This is a genomic window from Microbispora rosea (genome assembly GCF_044460045.1).
Classification (GTDB): Bacteria; Actinomycetota; Actinomycetes; order Streptosporangiales; family Streptosporangiaceae; genus Microbispora; species Microbispora rosea.
On sequence record NZ_JBITJO010000003.1, the window covers coordinates 955723 to 975738 of the forward strand.

Annotated in this window: 22 protein-coding genes; 14 read left to right on the forward strand and 8 right to left on the reverse strand. The window is 71.6% G+C overall.

What is annotated here, in order from left to right; translation table 11 throughout:
• Positions 1-76 precede the first annotated feature (76 nt).
• The 3 genes from ACIBK1_RS16615 (at position 77) to ACIBK1_RS16625 (ending at position 2225) form a co-directional block, all read left to right on the forward strand.
• The gene (locus ACIBK1_RS16615; RefSeq protein WP_156080912.1) at positions 77-361 is read left to right on the forward strand and encodes a hypothetical protein; all 285 of its coding nucleotides are present in this window, start codon (positions 77-79) and stop codon (positions 359-361) included.
• Positions 358-1317, forward strand: a complete 960-nt coding sequence (locus tag ACIBK1_RS16620) for a zinc-binding alcohol dehydrogenase family protein (protein ID WP_396735750.1) — start codon at positions 358-360, stop codon at positions 1315-1317. Before ACIBK1_RS16615 ends, ACIBK1_RS16620 begins: the two co-directional genes overlap by 4 nt.
• 164 nt (positions 1318-1481) lie before the next feature.
• A complete protein-coding gene (locus ACIBK1_RS16625; RefSeq protein ID WP_030508100.1) occupies positions 1482-2225 on the forward strand; it encodes a hypothetical protein in 744 nt (247 codons plus the stop codon).
• Between the two features lie 18 nt (positions 2226-2243).
• Here the strand turns inward: ACIBK1_RS16625 and ACIBK1_RS16630 are convergent, their stop codons facing one another.
• Positions 2244-2624, reverse strand: coding sequence for an ester cyclase (locus tag ACIBK1_RS16630; protein ID WP_030508101.1), 381 nt, complete (start codon positions 2622-2624; stop codon positions 2244-2246).
• An 85-nt stretch (positions 2625-2709) separates the two neighbouring features.
• On the opposite strand from ACIBK1_RS16630, the gene ACIBK1_RS16635 reads away from it, so the two are divergent.
• Both ACIBK1_RS16635 and ACIBK1_RS16640 read left to right on the forward strand, forming a co-directional pair.
• On the forward strand, positions 2710-3168 hold the full coding sequence (locus ACIBK1_RS16635) for a MarR family winged helix-turn-helix transcriptional regulator (protein WP_357318054.1): 459 nt from the start codon (positions 2710-2712) through the stop codon (positions 3166-3168).
• Between the two features lie 374 nt (positions 3169-3542).
• Positions 3543-3845, forward strand: a complete 303-nt coding sequence (locus ACIBK1_RS16640; protein ID WP_396735754.1) for a hypothetical protein — start codon at positions 3543-3545, stop codon at positions 3843-3845.
• Positions 3846-3988: 143 nt separating this feature from the next.
• Here ACIBK1_RS16640 and ACIBK1_RS16645 read toward each other — a convergent pair whose 3' ends face one another.
• A complete protein-coding gene (locus ACIBK1_RS16645) occupies positions 3989-4612 on the reverse strand; it encodes an NADPH-dependent F420 reductase (RefSeq protein ID WP_396735757.1) in 624 nt (207 codons plus the stop codon).
• Between the two features lie 33 nt (positions 4613-4645).
• Positions 4646-5380, reverse strand: coding sequence for an SDR family NAD(P)-dependent oxidoreductase (locus tag ACIBK1_RS16650; RefSeq protein WP_076434222.1), 735 nt, complete (start codon positions 5378-5380; stop codon positions 4646-4648).
• Between the two features lie 144 nt (positions 5381-5524).
• Here ACIBK1_RS16650 and ACIBK1_RS16655 point away from each other — a divergent pair, with 144 nt between their 5' ends.
• Positions 5525-6136 carry a TetR/AcrR family transcriptional regulator gene (locus ACIBK1_RS16655; RefSeq protein ID WP_076434223.1) on the forward strand — a complete coding sequence of 204 codons (612 nt, stop codon included), beginning with the start codon at positions 5525-5527 and terminating at the stop codon, positions 6134-6136.
• A gap of 245 nt (positions 6137-6381) precedes the next feature.
• On the opposite strand, the gene ACIBK1_RS16660 is transcribed toward ACIBK1_RS16655, so the two are convergent.
• The 3 genes from ACIBK1_RS16660 to ACIBK1_RS16670 form a co-directional block, all read right to left on the reverse strand.
• Positions 6382-6840 (reverse strand): hypothetical protein, encoded by a 459-nt coding sequence (locus tag ACIBK1_RS16660; RefSeq protein WP_396735760.1) that lies wholly within the window; start codon positions 6838-6840, stop codon positions 6382-6384.
• A gap of 193 nt (positions 6841-7033) precedes the next feature.
• Complete coding sequence (locus ACIBK1_RS16665) at positions 7034-7807, reverse strand: SDR family NAD(P)-dependent oxidoreductase (RefSeq protein ID WP_396735763.1); 774 nt, start codon at positions 7805-7807, stop codon at positions 7034-7036.
• Positions 7808-7852: 45 nt separating this feature from the next.
• Positions 7853-8422: a MarR family winged helix-turn-helix transcriptional regulator gene (locus tag ACIBK1_RS16670; RefSeq protein ID WP_396735766.1), complete on the reverse strand. Its 570-nt coding sequence runs from the start codon at positions 8420-8422 to the stop codon at positions 7853-7855.
• A 111-nt stretch (positions 8423-8533) separates the two neighbouring features.
• Between ACIBK1_RS16670 and ACIBK1_RS16675 the strand changes: the two genes are divergently transcribed.
• The 6 genes from ACIBK1_RS16675 (at position 8534) to ACIBK1_RS16700 (ending at position 17341) form a co-directional block, all read left to right on the forward strand.
• A complete protein-coding gene (locus ACIBK1_RS16675; protein WP_396735769.1) occupies positions 8534-11815 on the forward strand; it encodes an efflux RND transporter permease subunit in 3282 nt (1093 codons plus the stop codon).
• 84 nt (positions 11816-11899) lie between these two features.
• Complete coding sequence (locus tag ACIBK1_RS16680; RefSeq protein ID WP_030508110.1) at positions 11900-12529, forward strand: ArsR/SmtB family transcription factor; 630 nt, start codon at positions 11900-11902, stop codon at positions 12527-12529.
• The gene (locus tag ACIBK1_RS16685; protein WP_396735772.1) at positions 12526-13854 is read left to right on the forward strand and encodes an MFS transporter; all 1329 of its coding nucleotides are present in this window, start codon (positions 12526-12528) and stop codon (positions 13852-13854) included. The genes ACIBK1_RS16680 and ACIBK1_RS16685 overlap by 4 nt, the downstream gene beginning before the upstream one ends.
• 71 nt (positions 13855-13925) lie before the next feature.
• Positions 13926-14963 carry an RNA polymerase subunit sigma-70 gene (locus tag ACIBK1_RS16690; RefSeq protein ID WP_396735775.1) on the forward strand — a complete coding sequence of 346 codons (1038 nt, stop codon included), beginning with the start codon at positions 13926-13928 and terminating at the stop codon, positions 14961-14963.
• A gap of 147 nt (positions 14964-15110) precedes the next feature.
• The gene (purB, locus tag ACIBK1_RS16695) at positions 15111-16538 is read left to right on the forward strand and encodes an adenylosuccinate lyase (protein ID WP_396735778.1); all 1428 of its coding nucleotides are present in this window, start codon (positions 15111-15113) and stop codon (positions 16536-16538) included.
• An 8-nt stretch (positions 16539-16546) separates the two neighbouring features.
• Complete coding sequence (locus ACIBK1_RS16700) at positions 16547-17341, forward strand: GNAT family N-acetyltransferase (RefSeq protein WP_396735781.1); 795 nt, start codon at positions 16547-16549, stop codon at positions 17339-17341.
• A 16-nt stretch (positions 17342-17357) separates the two neighbouring features.
• Here the strand turns inward: ACIBK1_RS16700 and ACIBK1_RS16705 are convergent, their stop codons facing one another.
• Positions 17358-18095, reverse strand: coding sequence for an HAD family hydrolase (locus ACIBK1_RS16705; RefSeq protein ID WP_396735784.1), 738 nt, complete (start codon positions 18093-18095; stop codon positions 17358-17360).
• A gap of 97 nt (positions 18096-18192) precedes the next feature.
• Between ACIBK1_RS16705 and ACIBK1_RS16710 the strand changes: the two genes are divergently transcribed.
• Positions 18193-18726 carry an ArsR/SmtB family transcription factor gene (locus tag ACIBK1_RS16710; protein WP_396735787.1) on the forward strand — a complete coding sequence of 178 codons (534 nt, stop codon included), beginning with the start codon at positions 18193-18195 and terminating at the stop codon, positions 18724-18726.
• The gene (locus tag ACIBK1_RS16715) at positions 18723-19169 is read left to right on the forward strand and encodes an SRPBCC family protein (protein WP_363536269.1); all 447 of its coding nucleotides are present in this window, start codon (positions 18723-18725) and stop codon (positions 19167-19169) included. Before ACIBK1_RS16710 ends, ACIBK1_RS16715 begins: the two co-directional genes overlap by 4 nt.
• Positions 19170-19251: 82 nt before the next feature.
• Here the strand turns inward: ACIBK1_RS16715 and ACIBK1_RS16720 are convergent, their stop codons facing one another.
• Entirely contained in the window at positions 19252-20010 is a 759-nt protein-coding gene (locus ACIBK1_RS16720) for a MerR family transcriptional regulator (RefSeq protein ID WP_396735790.1), read from the reverse strand.
• Between the last annotated feature and the right edge of the window lie 6 nt (positions 20011-20016).

Below are 20016 nucleotides of genomic sequence, written 5' to 3' on the forward strand. Positions count from 1 at the left end.
CACCTCCCTTGCGAACTCTAGCAGTGATAGGGTTCCCTATCAGTGATAGAGAACACTCGTGTCAGAGGAGGCAACGATGAGACATCGGCACTCGCTCCGCGATCTGCTGCACCGGGCGACCCACCGCATTCCGGGGGTTCCCGCGCACGCCGAGCAGCCGGCCGGGCACTCGGCCGGGCATCAGGGCCAGGCCCGCCACGCTCAGGGGTGGCAGCACTCGCTCACGCACCACCGTGCGAATCGCCGTGCGCACCACCGCTCGCTCCATCACGGGTTGAACCACTCTCCGGCCCGTCCGCCTCGCGTGCTGGCCTCGTGGCAGACCCGGATCGCCCGCTTATTCGGGCAGGAGCTGGGATGAAGGCGGCGGTGCTCCACGAAGCCGGCGGCATCCCGCGCTATGAGGACTTCCCCGATCCGGTGGCCGCCGACGGCGAGGTGATCATCGACGTCAAGGCGGTCGCCGTCGAAAACGTCGACAAGGCGATCGCGGCGGGCACGCACTATGCCGGCGAGAAGTACATAGGCCGGTTTCCGGTGATCCCTGCCTTCGACGGCGTCGGCGCCCTCCCGGACGGCACGCTCGTCGGGTTCGGCGGTATCCGCCCGCCCTACGGCGCGCTCGCAGAGAAGACCGTGGTGCCCCAGGGCTCCTATGTGCCGATCCCCGAGGGCGTCGACCCGGCCGTGGCGAGTGTGATGGCCTCGGCCGTCACCGCGATGTCGATGAAAGCGGCCGCGGGGTTCGTCCCCGGGGAGACGGTGCTGGTGCAGGGCGCCACCGGGGTCGCCGGGCGGCTCGCGGTCAAGGTGGCCCGGCTGCTGGGGGCCGGCCGGATCGTCGCCACCGGCCGCGACGACGACCAGTTGCGCGAGGTGCAGGCCCTCGGGGCCGACACGGTGATCAACACCGCGGTCTCCGACGAGGCGCTGGCGCAGGCCTACCTCGACGCCAGGGGGGACGGCTACGACGTCGTCCTCGACTACCTGTGGGGCAGGCCCAGCGAGATCCTGCTGCGCGCGCTGGTGCCGCGGTCGTTCGCGTTCGGCAAGCCGACCCGCGTGGTCCAGATCGGCGAGTCGGCCGGCGCCGGACTCACCCTCGCCGCGTCGAGCCTGCGTACGTCCGGCGTGGAGATCTACGGCGCGGCCAAGGGGCTCGACCCGCGGACCATGGACGAGGTGTACCAGCGGATCGTGGCGTGGACGCGGTCCGGCGAGCTCACCTTCGACGTGGAGAAGGTCCCGTTGAGCGACATCGAGACCGCCTGGCAGCGAACCGACCTCAAAGGCAGGCGACTCGTCGTGATGCCGTGACCTGCCCCCGTCCACGTACGCATCAGTAGTGATCGACAGGGCGTCATGAACCCTTCGGGCCGGTGGCGCGTCCCTCAGGTATGAAGAGATCGCGTTTGGCCGTCGTCGCGGTGCTCATGTCGTTGTGCGCCTGCGGCCAGTCTGGTGCTGATCCGTTGTCCACTGTGGCCGGGACCGAGACGATCGTGTTGCCGCGGGCCGATCAGCCCGAAGTGCACCGGCCCACCCTGGAGCGGCTCAAGCGAGAGGCGGCGGCGTCGGGCCGGCCCCTGGAGGAGGTGGTCAAGCGGTACGCGGCCCGGGTGGCCGCCACCTCGTCGCCCAGGCGGACGGACTTCGAGGGGTACGACCCTGCGGTGACCGACCCGGACGTGATGATCGACGGCATTCCCTACGCCGAGCTGGTCGACCTCGGGACCGTCGCCAGATCGGAGGGCATCTCCTATGAGGAGGCCATCGACCGCTTCGGCTCGCAGTCGTCCAACAGCCGGGTGATCGACCAGCTCAATGCGGAGTTTCCCGACGAGATCTCCGGCGTCGGATACGTCGACGAGCAGCGGGGGCTGCGCGTCGGCTTCAAGGGTTCCATCCCGCCTCGCGCGATCGAGCTGGCCAGGACTCTCCCCTTGGAGGTCACTCTGATCGGCGGCAAGGGATTCTCGGCCGCGGAGCTCCGTCGGGCGCAGGACACGGTCGTCTCCTGGCTCAGGTCCCGACCCGAGGTGGCCACGATGACGGCGCACCCGGACGACGAGACCGGCCGCGTCAAGGTCGTCGTCCAGCCGAAGGTGATGCCGGACGATGTGGAGGAGTTCACGCGTGGGCTTCAGCTCCCACAGCCGGACAATCCGTACATCACCGTCGAGGTCACGCTCTCCGCCGAATCGGTCGCCGTAGTGCCGGGGTGACGGCTGGCGCCGCAGGCGTCATGCCGCGCGCGGGAGCGAGCTGGAGTCGATGACCGGCCAGATCTCGGCCACCTTGCCGTCCTCCAGCCGGAAGACGACGCAGGCGCGCACCTCCAGCGGGCGGCCGGTGGCGGGGAAGCCGAAGAAGTCGCCCTCGTGCGTGCCGCGCAAGGTCCACCTGGTGGCTACTCGGTCGCCTTCCGCGATCAGGTCTTCGATGTCGAAGCGCAGGTCGGGGATCGCGTTGCGGAGGTAGCGGGCGGTCTGCTTCAGCGCCTCGGGGCCACGGACGGAGCCGCCGCGGGGCGCGAACTCCGGGCCGACGATCTCGTCGGCAACGTCGAGGTCGCCGGCATTGAGCACCTCGTCATAGAAGCGCTTGACCACGTCTTTGATCACAACATCCTCCCGGGTACTCTAACAACTAGAGAGCCATATCTCTAGTTTATCTAGATACTTGGAAGGCTAAGGAGTAAGTGTGGTTGTGTCAAGACGCGCCGACCTCATGGCCCGGCTGCTCGACGCACTGCGCCGGAATGGCGCGTGGTCGGTCTCCATGAGCCAGGCCGCGGCCGAACGGATCGGCGTGAACACGACCGACCTGCACTGCCTCAACCTGCTCAGCGATGGCCCGATGACGGCCGGCGAGATGGCCAGGCGCGCGGGCATCACGACCGCGTCCGTCACCGGGGTGATCGACCGGCTGGAGGCGGCCGGCTACGTACGGCGCGAACGCGACGACTCCGACCGCCGCAAGGTCACGGTCACGCTCCAGGTGCAGCGGGCGGCGCAGGACGTCGCACCGGTGTTCCGGCCGTTCGTCCAGGCTTGGCGGGGTGCCATGGACGACTACACGGACGAGCAGTTGGAGCTGATCGCCACCTTCCTGAGCCGGACGCAGGAGGTCTTCCAGTCCGAGGTCGCACGCATGCGCGCCGAATAGGACCGCGTCGAGTACGGCAGCGACGGGCGGTCGCGGGGTCGGGTTCGAGTCCCGTGACGGTCGCGCCGCCGCGCGGCGAAGCAGGGCGGGGAGGTTGCCCGTACCGCACCCGACGTTGAGGACGCAGCGTCTCCGGCCTTCGGCGAGCCGGGGTTGCTCGCCGAAGGCCTGTCCCGGTTTGGGTCGCCCGCAGGGCGGCGGTGTCGTCGTGGCTGGGCTGGTATGCCGAGCGCGGCTAGGACGGCCCGGCAGTTCCGGCCTGAGTGAAGCGGATGCCTCCGCCGGACTCGCAGGCCCCGGCGCGCTCGAAGACGGCCGTTGACCGGCTGATCGCTCGCCGCGACGTCCACTTTCGGGAGAAGACGCTGTGGCGAATGTTGTACGAGACCGTCGCACGATCGGAGGACACCGGCTTGGCCCGGCTGTCGTACGGGCAGGCCCGCGCCCTCCTCGACGCGTACACAGCCGTCGGCGGCGTGCCGGGCGCGGGCTGGGACCTGCGCGAATGCCGGCACGCCAGCCTGACCCACCTCGGCAAGGCCGGGGCCGGCCTTGTGATGCTCATGGCGAAGTCCCGGCACAAGAAGCCGGAGAACGTACGGAAGTACCTCCACCCGTCGGCGGAGTCGATCGCCGAGGTCACCAGCCTGCTCGCGCCGGGAGACAGCCGACGCTGAGGGCCTGGAACAGCCCGCGACAGGACCGGAGGGATGTCCCAGCAGGCTCGACATCACCAGGAGGCAGGCCTGCCTCGCATGGCCTGGGCGCCGCTTACTGTCAGTCGCCGTGATGTGGCGGCGGGCACCCGTCAGTCGTTTGTTCAGACGGGAAGTTCGGTGATGCTGAGGGCGAAGTCCACGTTCCCCACCCCGTGGTTGGCGAGGCCCACCGTGACCACGCCCGCTCCTTCCAGCCAGTGCGCCATTTTCAGGCCGCCGACGTCCAGCGGGCGCAGCCCGAGGCTCTCGATGAACGCTTCCACACTTGCCTTGGCCTGCGCATCATCGCCGGCGATGAAGACGTCGGGCCGACCCTTCTCCAGGACATGGCGGAAGACGGTGTTGAACGCCTTCACCACGCTGGCGCCGGCCGGGGCCACCTTGGCGGCTTCCTGCGCGATCGAGGTCTCCTCGCGGTGCGCCAGCCCGTCGAACGTGGAATTGAAGGGATTGCTGATGTCGACGATGACCTTGCCCGCGAGAGCGTCTCCGTAGTGGGCGACGGCCGGCACGACGCCGTTGTACAACAGGGCCACGATGACGAGGTCCCCGGCCGGGGTGGCGCCCCATTCTCCGGTCGTGGCGCCGTCGCCGAGAGCCTTGGCCAGGCCGGCGGCCTTGGACTGATCGCGGCCCATGATCTCGACGGTGTTGCCGCCCGCCATCGCCCGCGCGCCGATGGTGCGGGCCATGTTCCCGGTGCCGATGATGCTGATGTTGCTCATGAGATGTCCTGCCCTGGGTGTGGGTTGCGTGGTTCAGATGGCGGTGGTGCCGCCGTCGGCGACGAGTTCCATGCCGTTGACGTAGCTGGAGTCGTCGGAGGCGAGGAAGAGGGCGGCGGTGGCGATTTCCTCGGGCCGGCCCATCTGGCCGCGGGGGATGAGGGACTCGAACTGGCGCTTGGTGGCCTCGTCGAAGAGTTCTTCCTGCTTGGCGGTGGCGACCTGGCCGGGGGTCAGGACGTTGACGCGGATGCGGCGGTCCTTGAGCTCGTTGAGCCAGACGCGGGCCCACGCCTGCTGGACGGCCTTGCTGCCGGCGTAGACGCTCCAGCCGGGGAAGCCGCCGAGGGAGGCGTTGGAGCCGGTCATGAGGATGGAGCCGCCGTCGTTGAATAGCGGGAGGGCCTTCTGGACGGTGAACAGGGTGCCGCGGGCGTTGAGCCCGAACCAGGTGTCGAACTGGGCCTCGGTGATCTCGCCGAGCGGGGCGGGCTCGCCGCCGCCTGCGCTGGCCCACAGCACGTCGAGGCTGCCCTTCTCCCGCTTGACGGTGTCGTACAGGCGGTCCAGGTCGTCCAGGTCGGCGGCGTCGCCCTGGACGCCGGTGACGTTGCGGCCGATCTGCTTCACGGCCTCGTCCAGGGCGTCCTGGCGGCGGCCGGTGATGAAGACGTGCGCTCCCTCGTCGACGAACAGCTTCGCGCCGGCCAGCGCCATGCCGGTGGTGGCGCCAGTGATGACCGCGACCTTGCCGTCGAGCTTTCCCATAGTCGCTCCCTTGGGTCGGTGGTGCCGTGTGCACCCGGGGTGACGATGTTAAGTACACCGATCTGTGTGCTTACCGTACGGGGCGGGTGGCCGGGACGCAAACTATGTACACCGGCCGTTACCCAGCCCGGGTACCATGGGCCCATGACGGAAGTGGAGAAGGGCCCCCAGGGGCGCCGCCGCGGCCGGGGCGCCCGCGAGCGCATCCTCAGCGCGTCCCAACAGCTGTTCCGCGAGCAGGGCATCAACCGCACCGGCATGAACGAGCTCTGCGCGGCGGCCCAGGTGTCCAAGCGCACGGCCTACCAGCACTTCACCGGCAAGGACGAACTCGTCGCCGAATACCTGCGCCGGTTCGACCCCTCCGTTCTGTCCGGCGTGTTCGACCGCACCGACCTCACGCCCCGCGAACGGCTCCTCGCCGCCTTCGACATCCCCCCCACCACGCCGCTGTGCCCCTACATCGCCGCCGCCGTCGAACTTCACGACCCCCAGCACCCCGCATCCCAGTACGCACGCGACTACAAGAAAGCCGTCGCCGCGCGGCTCGCCGACACCGCCCGCGAAGCCGGTGCCGCCGACCCCGAACAGCTCGGCGAGCAGCTCGCGCTGCTCATCGACGGCGCCGCGGCCCGCACCCGGGTCCTCAACGCCGACGCCTTCCCCACCGCCGCCGCCATCGCCGCCGTCCTCATCGACAACGCCATCCCCGCCGCGGCCGGCGATGACCGACGGCGAGAGGAAGAGTCAGGTTGACTTGGCACTCCGCGGCCGGGCTGGACGCGCTGCCGTTCGTGCGGCTGCACCCGCCCCGGCATGGTGATGTGGTGCCGCGCGAACAGGGAGAGGCGAGCGACGTCCTCGTCGCGGATGTCGAAGCCGTCCCTGACCGCCACGTTAGGGTCGGCGCGGGAGCCGGTGCCGCCTACGCGTGGCGTCCCCAGGCCGCGGCGAGCCGAGGTTGCTCGCCAAAGGCATGTCCCGGTTATGGTCTCGTTGCGTCACGACCCGTGGCGGGTCGACATGTTCTGCCCGATCAGGCACACGTCCGGTGCGGATCCGCAGAAGGAGGACTCCACCTCGAACACGCCGTGGTCGGTGATGGCCTGCTGTGCCTGTCCCCGGACGAAGGTGGGGCTGATGACGCCGGTCAGGTTCTGGTTGTGACGGCCCGCGCCGGACTGCCCCTGACCGCCGCCCGCGCGCCCTCCCTTGATCAACTGGCCGCTGCCCGTACGCCGTCGTCCGACCATCTGCCCGCCGTCTCCGCCCGGACCGGGGTTGCGCAGGGCGATGTGCTCCGCGCGCGAATGATGCGGGGTGACGCGGGCACTCGCCGGCTGCGCGAGCGCGACCCCCGCCGCGGTGATCACGAGCGCGGCCGCGAACAGCCGCCGGGCGGGGAGGCCCGACGCGAGGACCTTGGTCTCGCGCGGGTCGCGCGTGCGGGAGCGGGACATCTCGGTAACGGCCTTCCTGTTCCTGACCCGGCGTTCGCTGTCGCTCGTCCGGTTCCGCCGGGACGTGACCCTCATACCCGGCCTGGACCTGCGTAGCTGCGGCGCGGAGCCAAGTGGCGATCAGCTGTCGGCCACGACCCCGGAAACCCGCGAGTGGACCGGGGAGCCGGTCGCGCCGCCCGCCGGGCGCTTCCTAGTGGACGCTGAAGCCGCCGTCGACGCAGAGGGTTTGGCCGGTGACGTACGACGAGGCGCCGGAGGCGAGGAAGACGGCCACGCCGCGGAAGTCGTCGGGGGCGCCGTTGCGGCCGGTCATGGACCGGGTGGCCATGTGCTCCACCCGTCCGGGGACGGCCTGGGCGGGCGCGGTCAGGGGGGTCAGGACGAACCCAGGGATGATCGTGTTGCTGGTGACCCCGTGCGCCGACCACGCCTCGGCCTGGGAGCGGGTCAGCCCGCAGACGGCTGCCTTGGCCGCGCCGTAGACGCCGCTGTCGCCGAAGGCGCTGATGGACTGCTGGGAACCGATGTTGATGATGCGGCCCCGGCCCCGGGCGGCCATGCGAGGTCCGAAGTGCTGCCCGAGCAGGAACGGCGCGGTGAGGTTGACGGCGATGGTCTGGTCGTAGTCGTCGGCGGTCAGCTCGGCCATGGGTCTTCTGATGTTGTTGGCGGCGTCGTTGACGAGGATGTCGATCTCGCCGAAGACGTCGCCCGCCTCCTCGCACACGCGGGCGACGTCGGCGCGGTCGCCGAGGTCGGCGCTGATCGCGGCCGCGCGCACGCCGTGGTCTTCGAGTCCGCCGACCGCCTCGGCGAGCTCCCTGCGCCGCCGGGCGACCAGGACCACGGCGGCGCCGGCGCGTCCGAGCGCCTCGGCGATGGCGTATCCGATTCCGGAGCTGCCTCCGGTGACCAGGGCGACCCGGCCGGTGAGCGAGAAGAGTTCCTCGATGTAGGTCGGCATATCGCCGGAAGGTAGCAGCAGGCCGGGGCGGGCCCGGGAGACGGGTCAGGCGGGCGGGCCCGGCGGGCCGGGGTCTTCGGTGTGCATCTCGCGCATCACGTCCTCGATCTTGCGCATCACCGTCTCCATGGTGCGCAGGGTCTCGGTGTCGAGGCGCCGCAGGAGGCGGATGTAGCCTCCGGTGCCGGCTTCGATGATCTCGCTGGTGAGCCGCCGCCCGGCCTCGGTGAGCTCGACGCGGCGTACGCGGCGGTCGTGGGGGTCCTCGTGCCGGCTGGCCAGGCCCTGGGCCACCACGCGGTCGACGATGCCGGTGACGGTGGCCAGGCCGACGCCGAGGTGGCGGGCGAGTTCCTGCCCGGAGGTGGACCCGGCGAACGACAGGAACATGACGACCTTGAGCTGCTGCATCGTGAGGGTGGAGGCCAGCAGCGGCATCGACCGGTCGCGGGCGAAGAACCGGCCCATGCTGCGCTGCAACTCCGCAAGGCGGGTGATGAGGCACCCGCGCTCGGGGTCCTCCCCGATCTCCGTGGGGGTGGCGGGGTCGTCCTGCGGGCGGGGGGCGGCCGCCGCGCCGGTTCCGGTGCGGCGCTCGGCTGGGCTGTCGTTCACTGTCACCTCTCAGGTCAAGAGGTTACCAGCCGTTAATGCGACCGCTGAATGTTCGGACAAGGCGAAGTGTTAGGCTTGGGCAAACACTTTCCCCCGATGTCAGGAGCTCGGATGACCTCCTTGGCCAGGCTGAGCCTTGGCAACCGCACCCTCGTGATCATGATCGCGTTGGTGCTCGCGGGTGTCGGTTTGTTCGCGATCCCCTCGTTGAAGCAACAGCTTTTCCCGTCGCTGGAGTTCCCGGCGGCGTTCACGGTGGCGAGTTATCCGGGCGCCGCTCCCGAGATCGTGGAGGAGCAGGTCACCAAGCCGATCGAGAGCGCGTTCCAGGGTATCGCCGGCGTCACCGACATCACCTCCACTTCCCGCGAGGGGATGTCGCAGGTGCAGGTGGCCTACGACTTCGGCACCGACATCGACCAGATGATCGGGAAGATGCAGCAGGCCGTGAGCCGGATCAAGGCGCAGCTCCCGGCCGACGTCGATCCGCAGGTGGTCGCGGGCAGCACCGACGACATCCCGGTGATGGCGATCGCGGTGGGCGACGGCGGCGACCAGCACGCCATGGTCGACAAGATCGAGAAGATCATGGTGCCGGAGCTGCAGTCGATCGAGGGCGTCCGGGACGTCACCGTCAGCGGCGCCAGCGAGCAGCAGGTCGTCATCACCCCCGACCAGGGAAAGCTCGCCCTGCTGGGGTTGTCGGCCGCGGCCATCCCCGATCTCCTGCGGGCCAACGGGGTGTCGATCCCGGCCGGCACGCTGACCGAGGACGGCAAGTCGCTGACCGTGCAGATCGGCGACCCGGTGCGTACGGTGAAGGACCTCGAGAACCTCTACCTGACCCCCGCCGCGCCCGCGGCGGGCCAGGGCGCCGCGGGCGGCCAGAGCGGCGGCGCGAGCGCAGGACGGGCCGCTGGCCAGGGCGCGGCACAGGGCGGCGCCGCCGGGCCGAAGGCGTCGGCGAGCGCGGCGACGGCGCAGGCCCGTGCGGCCGCGGCCCGGCCGAAGCCGGTCAAGCTCGGCGACGTGGCCGACGTCAAGGTCGTGGACGCCTCGGCGACCACGCTCACCCGCACCAACGGCACTGCGAGCCTCGGCGTGTCGATCACGATGGTGCCCGACGGCAACGCCGTGCAGATCTCCCACAAGGTGAACGACGCGCTGCCGGACCTGAAGCGTGCACTCGGCGACACGGCTGAGCTGACCGTGGTGTTCGACCAGGCGCCGTACGTCGAGCGGTCCATCGAGGACCTCACCACCGAGGGCCTGCTGGGCCTGGCGTTCGCCGTGCTCGTGATCCTGGTGTTCCTGCTGTCGGTCCGTTCGACCCTGGTCACGGCCGTGTCGATCCCCCTGTCGGTGGTGATCGCGCTGATCGCGCTGTGGATCGGCGACTACTCGCTGAACCTGCTGACGCTGGGGGCGCTGACGATCGCCGTGGGCCGGGTGGTCGACGACTCGATCGTGGTGCTGGAGAACATCAAGCGCCATCTCGCCTACGGCGAGGAGAAGCGGCGGGCGATCCTCGGCGCGGTGCGCGAGGTGTCCGGCGCGGTGACCGCCTCGACGCTCACGACGGTCGCGGTGTTCCTGCCGATCGCCTTCGTCGGCGGGATGGTGGGGCAGTTGTTCAGCCCGTTCGCCATCACGGTGACCGTGGCGCTGCTCGCGTCGCTGCTGGTGGCGCTGACCGTCATCCCGGTGCTGGCGTACTGGTTCCTCAAGGCGCCGTCGCTCACTCCGCAGGAGGCGCAGGCCGCACGCGAGGACGCCGAGCGCAGGGAGCTGCGCAGCCCGCTGCAGCGGATCTATCTGCCGGTGCTGCGGTTCGCGACGCGGCGGCGCCTGGTCACGGTGCTGATCGGGGTGGTGGTGTTCGCCGCCACGATGGCGCTGGCGCCCAACCTGAAGACGAACTTCCTCGACAACTCGGGCAACGACACCACGCAGATCAGCCAGCGGATGCCGGTCGGGACCGACCTGGCGACCACCGACGCGGCGGCCAAGAAGGTCGAGGAGGTGCTCGCGGCCGACGGGGGCGTGAAGTCCTACCAGGTGACGGTCGGCGGCGGGAACCGCTTCCTCGGCGGGGTGGGCGGCAGCTCCGATCGCGCGTCGTTCTCCGTCACGCTGAAGGAGGGCGTGGAGACGTCCGCCCTGGAGGACCGGCTGCGGCAGAGGCTGGAGGGCCTGAAGGGCATCGGCGACGTCACGGTCGGCGGCAGCGGCGGCGGGTTCAACTCCGACCAGGTGCAGGTCATCGTGCAGGGCTCGGACGAGGCCGCGCTGAAGACGGCGGCCACCGCGGTGCGCGACGCCATGGCCGGGATCGACGGGCTGCGGGACGTCGCCTCCAACCTCGAAGACAGCGTCCCGCGGGTCGAGGTGCACGTGGACCGGGAGAAGGCCGCCGCCAGGGGCCTGACCGAGGCCGGGATCGGGCAGCTGGTCGCGCAGGCGTTCCGCGGCGCGCCCGTCGGCTCGATCGACGTCGACGGCCGGTCCAGTGACGTGATCCTGCGCACCGGCGGTGACGCGCCGGAGGACATCGCGGCGATCAGGAAGCTCGCGATCCCCACGGCGACGGGCATGGTGAAGCTCGGCGACGTGGCCGACGTGGTGAAGGCCGACGGCCCGACCCAGATCAGCCGGCAGGACGGCGACCGCACCGCGACGGTGTCGGGCACCGCCGACGCGTCCAACCTCGGTGCGATCACCGCGAAGGTCACCGACACGCTGAAGACGCTGACGCTGCCGGCCGGGGTGACGTACGAGATCGGCGGTGCGAGCTCCGAGCAGCAGGACGCGTTCGCCGACCTGGGGCTGGCCATGCTGCTCGCGGTGGCGATCGTCTTCATGATCATGGTGGCGACGTTCCGGAGCCTGGTGCAGCCGCTGATTCTGCTGGTGTCGATCCCGTTCGCGGCGACCGGGGCGATCGGGCTGCTGCTGGCCACCGACACGGCGCTCGGTGTGCCCGCGCTGATCGGCATGCTGATGCTGATCGGCATCGTCGTCACCAACGCGATCGTGCTGATCGACCTGATCAACCAGTATCGCGAGCAGGGGCTGGGCGTGGTGGAGGCGGTCATGGAGGGCGGCCGGCGGCGGCTTCGCCCGATCCTGATGACCGCGATCGCGACGATCTGCGCGCTCACCCCGATGGCGCTGGGCGTGACCGGGTCGGGCGGGTTCATCTCCCAGCCGCTGGCCATCGTCGTGATCGGCGGCCTGATCTCCTCGACGCTGCTGACGCTGGTGCTGGTGCCGACGCTCTACACGATGGTGGAGCGGCTCAAGGAGCGCATGCGCCGTACGCCGAAGCCGCCGGCGGCGGGCGACGACGACCTCACCGTGTACGGCAAGGAGGCCCTCGAACCGGCCAAGTGACCCGGCCGTCACAAAGGCATAACCGCAAACAGTTCTTCGCGAAGGAGTCTTCGCGAAGAACTGTTTGCGGTTTATGGTGGGGCCATGACCGATCACGGCGACATGCCCCAGAGCCCGCTCACGGAGGACGCGGTCGTCCTCGACGCGAAGGGGCTTCGCGCCCTCGCGCATCCGGTGCGCGTGCAGGTGGTGGGCCTGCTGCGCAAGCACGGCCCGTCGACGGCCACCCGGCTCGCCGAGCTGCTGAACATCAACTCCGGGGCGGCCAGCTACCACCTGCGCCGGCTCGCCGCCGCGGGCTTCGTCCAGGAGGACACCACGCGCGGGAACGCGCGGGAGCGATGGTGGCGCGCGGCCCACCAGTCGACCTTCCTCGACGACCTGGACCTGGCCGAGCAGGAACCCGAGGCGACGGTGGCCTACCTGCAGTCGGTCGCCGCCACCTACACCATGCGCACCCAGCGGGCGATCAACGAGCTCCAGACGATGCCGCGCGAGTGGCGCGCCGCGTGCGACATGAGCGACTGGGCGCTGCGGCTGACCCCGCAGGAGGCCACCGCCCTGCGGGAGGAGCTGTGGGCGGTCATCGCGCGCCACCGCCGCGACAGCCCGGAGGCGGCCGGCGCCCCCGAGGACGCCGAACGGGTGTCGGTGATCGTGCAGATCCTGCCCGAACTGGACGCGCCCGCCGCCCCGGAAGACGACACCCCATGACCGGCGAGGACACGGACAACGACACGGGCAAGGGCGCGATCACCGGCGGTTCCTCCCGCGCCCGGAGGCTGCGGCCGCTGGGCGGGCTGCTCGCGGCCATGGCGGTCGCGCTGACCGGCACCCGGGTGTCGGCCGTCGCGCTGCCGTGGTTCGTGCTGGTCACGACCGGCAGCGCCACCCAGACCGGGCTGGTGGCCTTCTGCGAGATGACTCCGTACGTGGTGGTCAAGGCGCTGGCCGGGCCGCTGGTGGACCGGACGGGACCCCGGGTCGTGTCCTGGAGCACCGACGCGGTCAGCGCGGCCGCGGCCGGCGCGATTCCCCTGCTGCACGCCGCGGGCCTGCTGTCCTTCCCGGTGCTGCTGGCCCTGGTCGCGGTGATCGGAGCCGTGCGCGGCCCGGGCGACCTGGCCAAGGAGATCATGGTCCCGGAGGCCGCCGAGCGCGCCCGGGTGCCGCTGGAGCGGGCCACCGGCCTGTCCGGCGTGACCGAGCGGCTGGCCTCGACCCTCGGCCCGGCGGCCGGGGGCTTCATGGTGGCGCTGCTGGGACCGCTGACCGGTCTGGTCCTCAACGCCGTGTGCTTCGCCCTCGGGTCGCTGATCATCGCGTTCGCCCTGCCGCGCGGCATGGGTCACCCGGCGGACCAAGCCCCGGCCGCGTCCGGCTCCGGCTACTGGCGGCGTTTCGGTGAGGGCTTCGCCTTCCTGCGCGGCGAGCCGCTGCTGCTCACCATCATCGTCATGGTCGGGATCACCAACCTGCTGGACGCGGCGTTCGGCACCGTCCTGCTGCCCGTGTGGGCCGAGCGGTCCGGCAACGGCCCGACCGCGATCGGATTGAGCAACGGCGTGTGGAGCGCCACGGCGGTCGCGGGGAGCCTGGTCGCCGCGGCCGTGGCGCATCGGATGCCGCGCCGGGTCGTGTTCTTCGCCGGGTTCCTGCTGGCCGGTGCGCCGCGGTTCCTGGTGCTGGCCTCCGGCGCGCCGATGTGGGCGGTGCTGGCGGTGTTCGCGGTGAGCGGGGCCGGTGGGGGCTTCCTCAATCCGATCCTGGGGGCGATCGCCTTCGAGCGGGTGCCGCACGCCCTGCGCGGCCGGGTCAACGCGCTGGGCGACGCGATGGCGTGGGCGGGCATCCCTCTGGGCGGGCTGATCGCGGGGGCGGCGGTGGCGTGGTCCGGTCTCGCGCCGGTGCTGCTGGTGGCCGGCGCGGCGTACTTCCTGACCACCAACCTGGCCGCGCTGCTGCCGCAGTGGCGGGAGATGGACCGCCTGCGCGGCCGGGGCGCTCACGAGTCGCGGGCGGCCGAGCCCGTCGCGTGAGACGGTGGCCCGGGACCGATGAGTTTTCCCCCGCCCGGCCGTCACATCCGTACGGCGGCCATGCCCGCGCTGTGAAGGAAAAGGCGAAGGAGACGCTTGTGGAGGAGGAGCCGCAGGAGGCGGCCGCCGCGGCGGCCGGCGACGCGGCGGCGTTCAGCGAGCTGTGCGAGCGCTACCGAGGGGAGCTGCGGGTGCACTGCTACCGCATGCTCGGCTCGCTCGATGACGCCGAGGACCAGGTTCAGGAGACGTTCCTGCGGGCCTGGCGCGGGCGCGCCGGCTTCGCGGGGCGGGCGACGTTCCGCGCGTGGCTCTACCGCATCGCCACCAACGCCTGCCTGGACGCCCTCGAACGGCTGCCGCGCCGGGTGCTGCCGCATCACCTGGAGCCCGCCAGCGAGCCCGGCCGGGCCGCGGCCGGGCCCAGGACCGACATCCCCTGGCTGCAGCCGTTCCCCGACCGTCTGCTGGAGGAGGACGGGCCCGGCGGCGAGGTGGTCGACCGGGAGACGATCGAGCTGGCGTTCCTGGCCGCGTTGCAGCACCTGCCGCCGCGGCAGCGGGCCGCGCTGATCCTGCGCGACGTCCTCGCCCGGCCCGGCGGGGAGATCGCCGACCTGCTCGGCACGAGCCTGCCGGCGGTCAACAGCGCGCTGCAGCGGGCTCGCACGACGATGCGGCGCCACCTGCCCGCGCGCAGGGCCGACTGGCCGCGCGCCACCGCGGCGGCCGCGGAACGCGACGTGCTCAGGCGCCTGATGGCGGCCTACGAGGCGGCCGACGCCGCCGCCGTCGCCGCGCTGCTGGCGGGCGACGCCCGCTCGTCGATGCCGCCCTACCCGTTCTGGTTCGAGGGGCGCGAGGCGATCACGGCGCCGCTGGCCGACAGCTTCGATCCCGCCTCGCCCGGCTTCCAGGGGCGGTTCCGGATGCTGCCGGTCGGCGCCAACCGGCAGCCGGCCGTCGCGTCGTACGCACGCCGGCCCGGCGACGCCGCGTATCGCGCGTTCGCCCTCACGCTTGTGCGGGTGGAAGGCGGGCTGGTCGCGGAGATCACCTCGTTCGGGCCGGAGCTGTTCGCGGCGTTCGGGCTGGCCCCTGCGCTGTGAGAACCCCACTGTTGAGACCGCACTGCTGAGAACCGCACTGTGCGAGCCCCGCCGTGAGACCTGTGAGACGCGCGCGGTGGGAGTCCCGTGAGTGTGCGCGGCACCTGCGGACAGCCGGCGGGAGCGGGCTCAATAGACTGGGCCAACGTGAATGCCAAGCCGCGTATCCCGAATGTCCTGGCCGCCCGTTACGCTTCGCCGGAGCTGGCCCGCCTGTGGTCTCCCGAGCACAAGGTGGTGCTGGAGCGCAGGCTCTGGCTCGCCGTGCTGAAGGCCCAGGCCGACCTCGGGATCGAGGTGCCCGAGCAGGCGATCGCCGACTACGAGAAGGTCGCCGAGCAGGTCGACCTGGCCTCCATCGCCGAGCGGGAGAAGGTCACGCGGCACGACGTGAAGGCCCGCATCGAGGAGTTCAACGCCCTGGCCGGGCACGAGCACGTCCACAAGGGCATGACCTCCCGCGACCTGACCGAGAACGTCGAGCAGCTGCAGATCCGCGACAGCCTGCTGCTGGTGCGCGCGCGGGTCGTGGCGCTGCTGGCCCGCCTGGGCCGCCTGGCCGCCGAGCACTCCTCGACCGTCATGGCGGGCCGCTCGCACAACGTCGCCGCGCAGGCGACCACGCTCGGCAAGCGCTTCGCGACCGCCGCCGACGAGCTGCTGGTGGCCTACGAGCGGCTTGAGGACCTGCTGGAGCGCTACCCGCTGCGCGGGATCAAGGGCCCGGTCGGCACCGCGCAGGACATGCTCGACCTGCTCGGCGGCGAGGACCGGCTGGCCGCGCTGGAGGACCGCGTCGCCGCGCACCTGGGGTTCTCCCGCCGATTCACCAGCGTCGGCCAGGTCTACCCGCGTTCGCTCGACTACGACGTGCTGACCGCGCTGGTGCAGCTGGCCGCCGCCCCGTCCTCCCTGGCCAAGACCATCCGCCTGATGGCCGGGCACGAGCTGGTCACCGAGGGCTTCAAGGAGGGCCAGGTCGGCTCGTCGGCGATGCCGCACAAGATGAACACCCGCTCCTGCGAGCGGGTCAACGGCCTCACCGTGATCCTGCGCGGGTACGCCTCGATGGCCGGGGAGCTCGCCGGCGACCAGTGGAACGAGGGCGACGTGTCCTGCTCGGTCGTCCGCCGGGTCGCCCTGCCCGACGCGTTCTTCGCCTTCGACGGCCTGGTGGAGACCATGCTGACCGTGCTGGACGAGTTCGGCGCGTTCCCGGCGGTCATCGAGGCCGAGCTGGGCCGCTACCTGCCGTTCCTCGCCACGACCAAGATGCTCATGGCGGCCGTGCGGGCCGGGGTCGGCCGCGAGACCGCTCACGAGATCATCAAGGAGCACGCGGTCGCCTCGGCGCTGGCCATGCGCTCGCGCGGCGCCGGCAACGAGCTGCTCGACCGCCTGGCCGCCGACGACCGCTTCCCGCTCGGCCGGGCCGAGCTCGACGCGCTGCTGGCCGACCGGGCCTCCTTCGCCGGCGCGGCCGCGGGTCAGGTCGCCGCCGTGACCGAGCGGGTCGGCGAGATCACCGCTCGCCATCCCGGCGACGCCGCCTACGCCCCGGGCGCGATCCTGTAGGGACGCGCGTGCGTGAACTGGTGAGCGAGGCCGAGGTCGTCGCCGCCTCGGGCGACGACGACCTCGTGGTGTGGGCGGCGCAGGGCATGCGGCCCGGCGTACGCGCCTGGGCGTGCGGGGACGCGGTGGCGGTGGCCAGCCCCGAGGCGTCGCGGCGTGACCGCCTGGTCGTGCGGGGCACGGCCGCCCAGGTCGTCGCGCTCGTGCGGCACGCCCTGGCCGAGTGCGGGCCGTCGTACCGGCCCCTCGGCGACGCACAGCTGATCGAACGGGTCGTCGAGGCCGCGCCCGAACTGGAACTGGCCGGGCACTTCTCCTGGATGGGCACGGAAAAGCTCGCCCCACCCCGCGGGGAGGTGACGAGCCCGGAGGCGTCGAGCGCAGAAGCGACGGGCACGGGGGTGACAGGTCTGGAGGGTGCGGCGTCCTGGCTGGCGGACTCCGCCGCCACGGAGGTGGCGGCGCTGCTCGCCGCCGCCAACCCCGGCTCCTACGCCGTGCCGGGCCTGCCGCGTGTACGCCGGTGGGCCGGCGTACGGGACGGCTCGGGCGCCCTGCTGGCGGTCGCGGCCGACGCGTGGTCCGCGCCGACGGTGGGCCTGCTCGCCGGGGTCGCGACCGCCGCGCCGGCGCGGGGACGCGGGCTGGGGGAGCGGGTGTGCCGGTTCGTGGCCTCCGCGCTGATCGCCGAACACGGCCGCGCGGCGCTGATGGTGGACGACTGGAACCGGGCGGCCGTCGGCGTCTACGAACGGCTCGGCTTCGCCCGCCGTCGCGTCGCCGCGGCGGGCCTGCCTGCTTGAACGGACCTTGGGCGGTTCAGGCGGCGCGTGACGGGCCGAGCAGGCGCGGACTCAGCGCGGCCAGCACGTCGGGCAGGTCGCGCAGCGTGGTGATCCTCGCCACGGCGGGGGAGGAGACGCCGGGATCGGCGCGGTAGCGGTCGAGCCACACCCCGTGCATCCCCGCCCGGGCGGGGGCGACCGCGTCGAACAGGAGGTTGTCGCCGACCATGAGCACCTCCTGAGGGCGCAGGCCGAGCTTCGCCGCCGCCTTGTGGTAACACTGCGGGGCGGGCTTGAACGCGCCGAGCGTGTCGGGCGTAAGCACCACTTCCATGCGGTCCATCAGCCCGATGCTGCGCAGTTTGGCCTCCTGCTGCACGGCCACGCCGTTGGTGAGCACGCCCAGCACGGGTGCGTCGTCGGGGGCCGCCAGCGCGTCCAGCGCCTCGTGCACGTCGGCGAAGGCGGCCCAGGCCGACTCGTAGTGGGTCAGGAAGCCGGCGAAGGCCGCGTCCGGGTCCGGGGGCTCGGGCAGTCCGAGCCGCCGGCAGAACTCGCGCAGCCGCCGGCGCCGCTGCTCGGCGAACGAGCACTCCCCGGCCTGCCACGCGGGCACGTGCTTGTCCTCCAGGTCGAGCCACAGCGCCGGCGCCTCCGGCAACAGCTCATGCCCGGGGCAGACCGACTCGGTCCAGCGGGTCGCGGCGTGCGCGACCGCCCGGCGATGATCGAAAAGGGTCTCGTCGAGGTCGAACAGAATGGCCCTGATCACGAGTCCTCATCTTGACTGGATCGTGTTTCGGGCGCGTTTCCTGTCAGTGAAGCCCTCACTGATGACAGGTAGGAAGTTTCCTACCTATTATGGTGGCGTGGACGTTACCCCCGCCGTACGGCGGCAGTCACCGTCGTCTTCCGCGTCTTCCGCGTCTCCCGCGTCATGGTCGGCGCCGTCGGCGGAAGACGAGATCTTCGCCGCGCTCGCCAGCCCGGTGCGGCGCGAGGTGCTCCGCCTGCTCCGCGAGCGCGGCCCCCGGTCCGTGCAGGAGCTGGCCTCCTGCTTCTCCATGGCCCGGCCCAGCTTCTCCGAGCACCTGCGGGTGCTGCGTGAGGCGGGCCTGGTCAGCGAACGCAGAGACGGCAGGCGCCGGCTCTACAGCCTGGAGCCCGTTCCGCTCGTGCGGGTCCGCGACTGGCTGGACCCCTACGAGCGGTTCTGGCGCGACAAGCTGTCCGCCCTGCGCCACCTGCTCGACGACAGCGCGACCGCGGACACCGAAGCGACAAGCACAGAAACGACAGGCACAGAAACGACAGGCATCACAACCACCGGCGAAACCGGCGCCGGAGGCCGCCCGCACGACGGCGGCGGCCAGCCGGAGGACCCGGACGAGGAGAAGCAATGAACGACGCCGACGACCCGACCGTGCTGCGCCTGGACGAATACCTGGCGCACCCGCCCGCCCGCGTCTGGCAGGCCCTGACCGACCCGGACCTGCTCGCGCGGTGGTTCATGCCGGGCGACTTCCGCCTCAGCGTGGGACACCGCTACACCATGCGCGGGACGGCCATGCCCGGCACCGGGTTCTCCGGCACGGTCCAGGCCGAGGTGCTGGCCTTCGAGCCCGAACGCATGCTCCGTCTGGGCTGGCGCGACGCCGACCCCGCCAGCCCCGGCGGCGCCGACTGGACGATCACGTGGACGCTCGAACCCGAAGGCCGGGGCACCCGGCTGTTCCTCACCCATGAGGGCTTCGACCCCGGCAACGAGATGCAGCGGCGGGCCCGCTCCATCATGGACGGCGGGTGGCGCCGCCTGATGACCGGTTCGCTGGCCGCCGTGCTGTGACCCCTCCCTCAGCGGACCCCGGCTCGACACCGCTGACCGGACACCGCTGACCGGGCACTCCGGGTCAGCGGTCCGGGGTCAGTCAGGCGTGGCGCGCCGCGTTGGCGTGGATCGCCTCGCGCACGTAGTGGCTCAGGCCCTCGGCGACCCGCTCGTAGTTGGCCGCGAAGCGCGGGTCGTCCACGTACATCTCCCCGAGACCCTTGTGGATCTCGTAGGTGCAGTCGTAGAACCAGCGGGTGATGTGCGCCCGGTGCCGTTCGGCCATGTCCATCGCCCGCTCGCCGTCCGCGGGCGCCCCCTCGGCGAAAGCCGCCGCGAACGCCTGCAGCACCTCGCCGGCCTCCGCCGTGATGGCCCGCCAGTCGTCCCTGGTGTAGCGGGCCGTCCGGCGGCGGGTCTGCTCGAACGCGTCGGTGCCGCCCCAGCGTTCCTCCGCCTCCTCGGCGAACTGCGCGGGGTCGAAGTCGCCGAACACTTCGAACCGCTCCTCCGGCGTGAGGGGAATCCCCATCTTCCTCGCCTCCATGGCATGTTTGACCGCCGCCGCCATCGCCTCCAGCCGCCCGATCCTGCGTCGCAGCAACTCGTGCTGGCGGCGCAGGTGGGTCACCGGGTCGGAGCCCGGCTCGTCGAGGATGACGGCGATCTCCTCCAGGGAGAACCCGAGCTCCCGGTAGAACAGCACCTGCTGCAGCCGGTCGAGGTCCGGCTCGCTGTAGCGCCGGTATCCGGCGGCCGACCGCTCGCTGGGCCGCAGCAGCCCGATCTCGTCGTAGTGGTGCAGCGTCCGCACGGTGATCCCCGCGAAGCGGGCGACCTGGCCGACCGAGTAGCCCATGGGTTC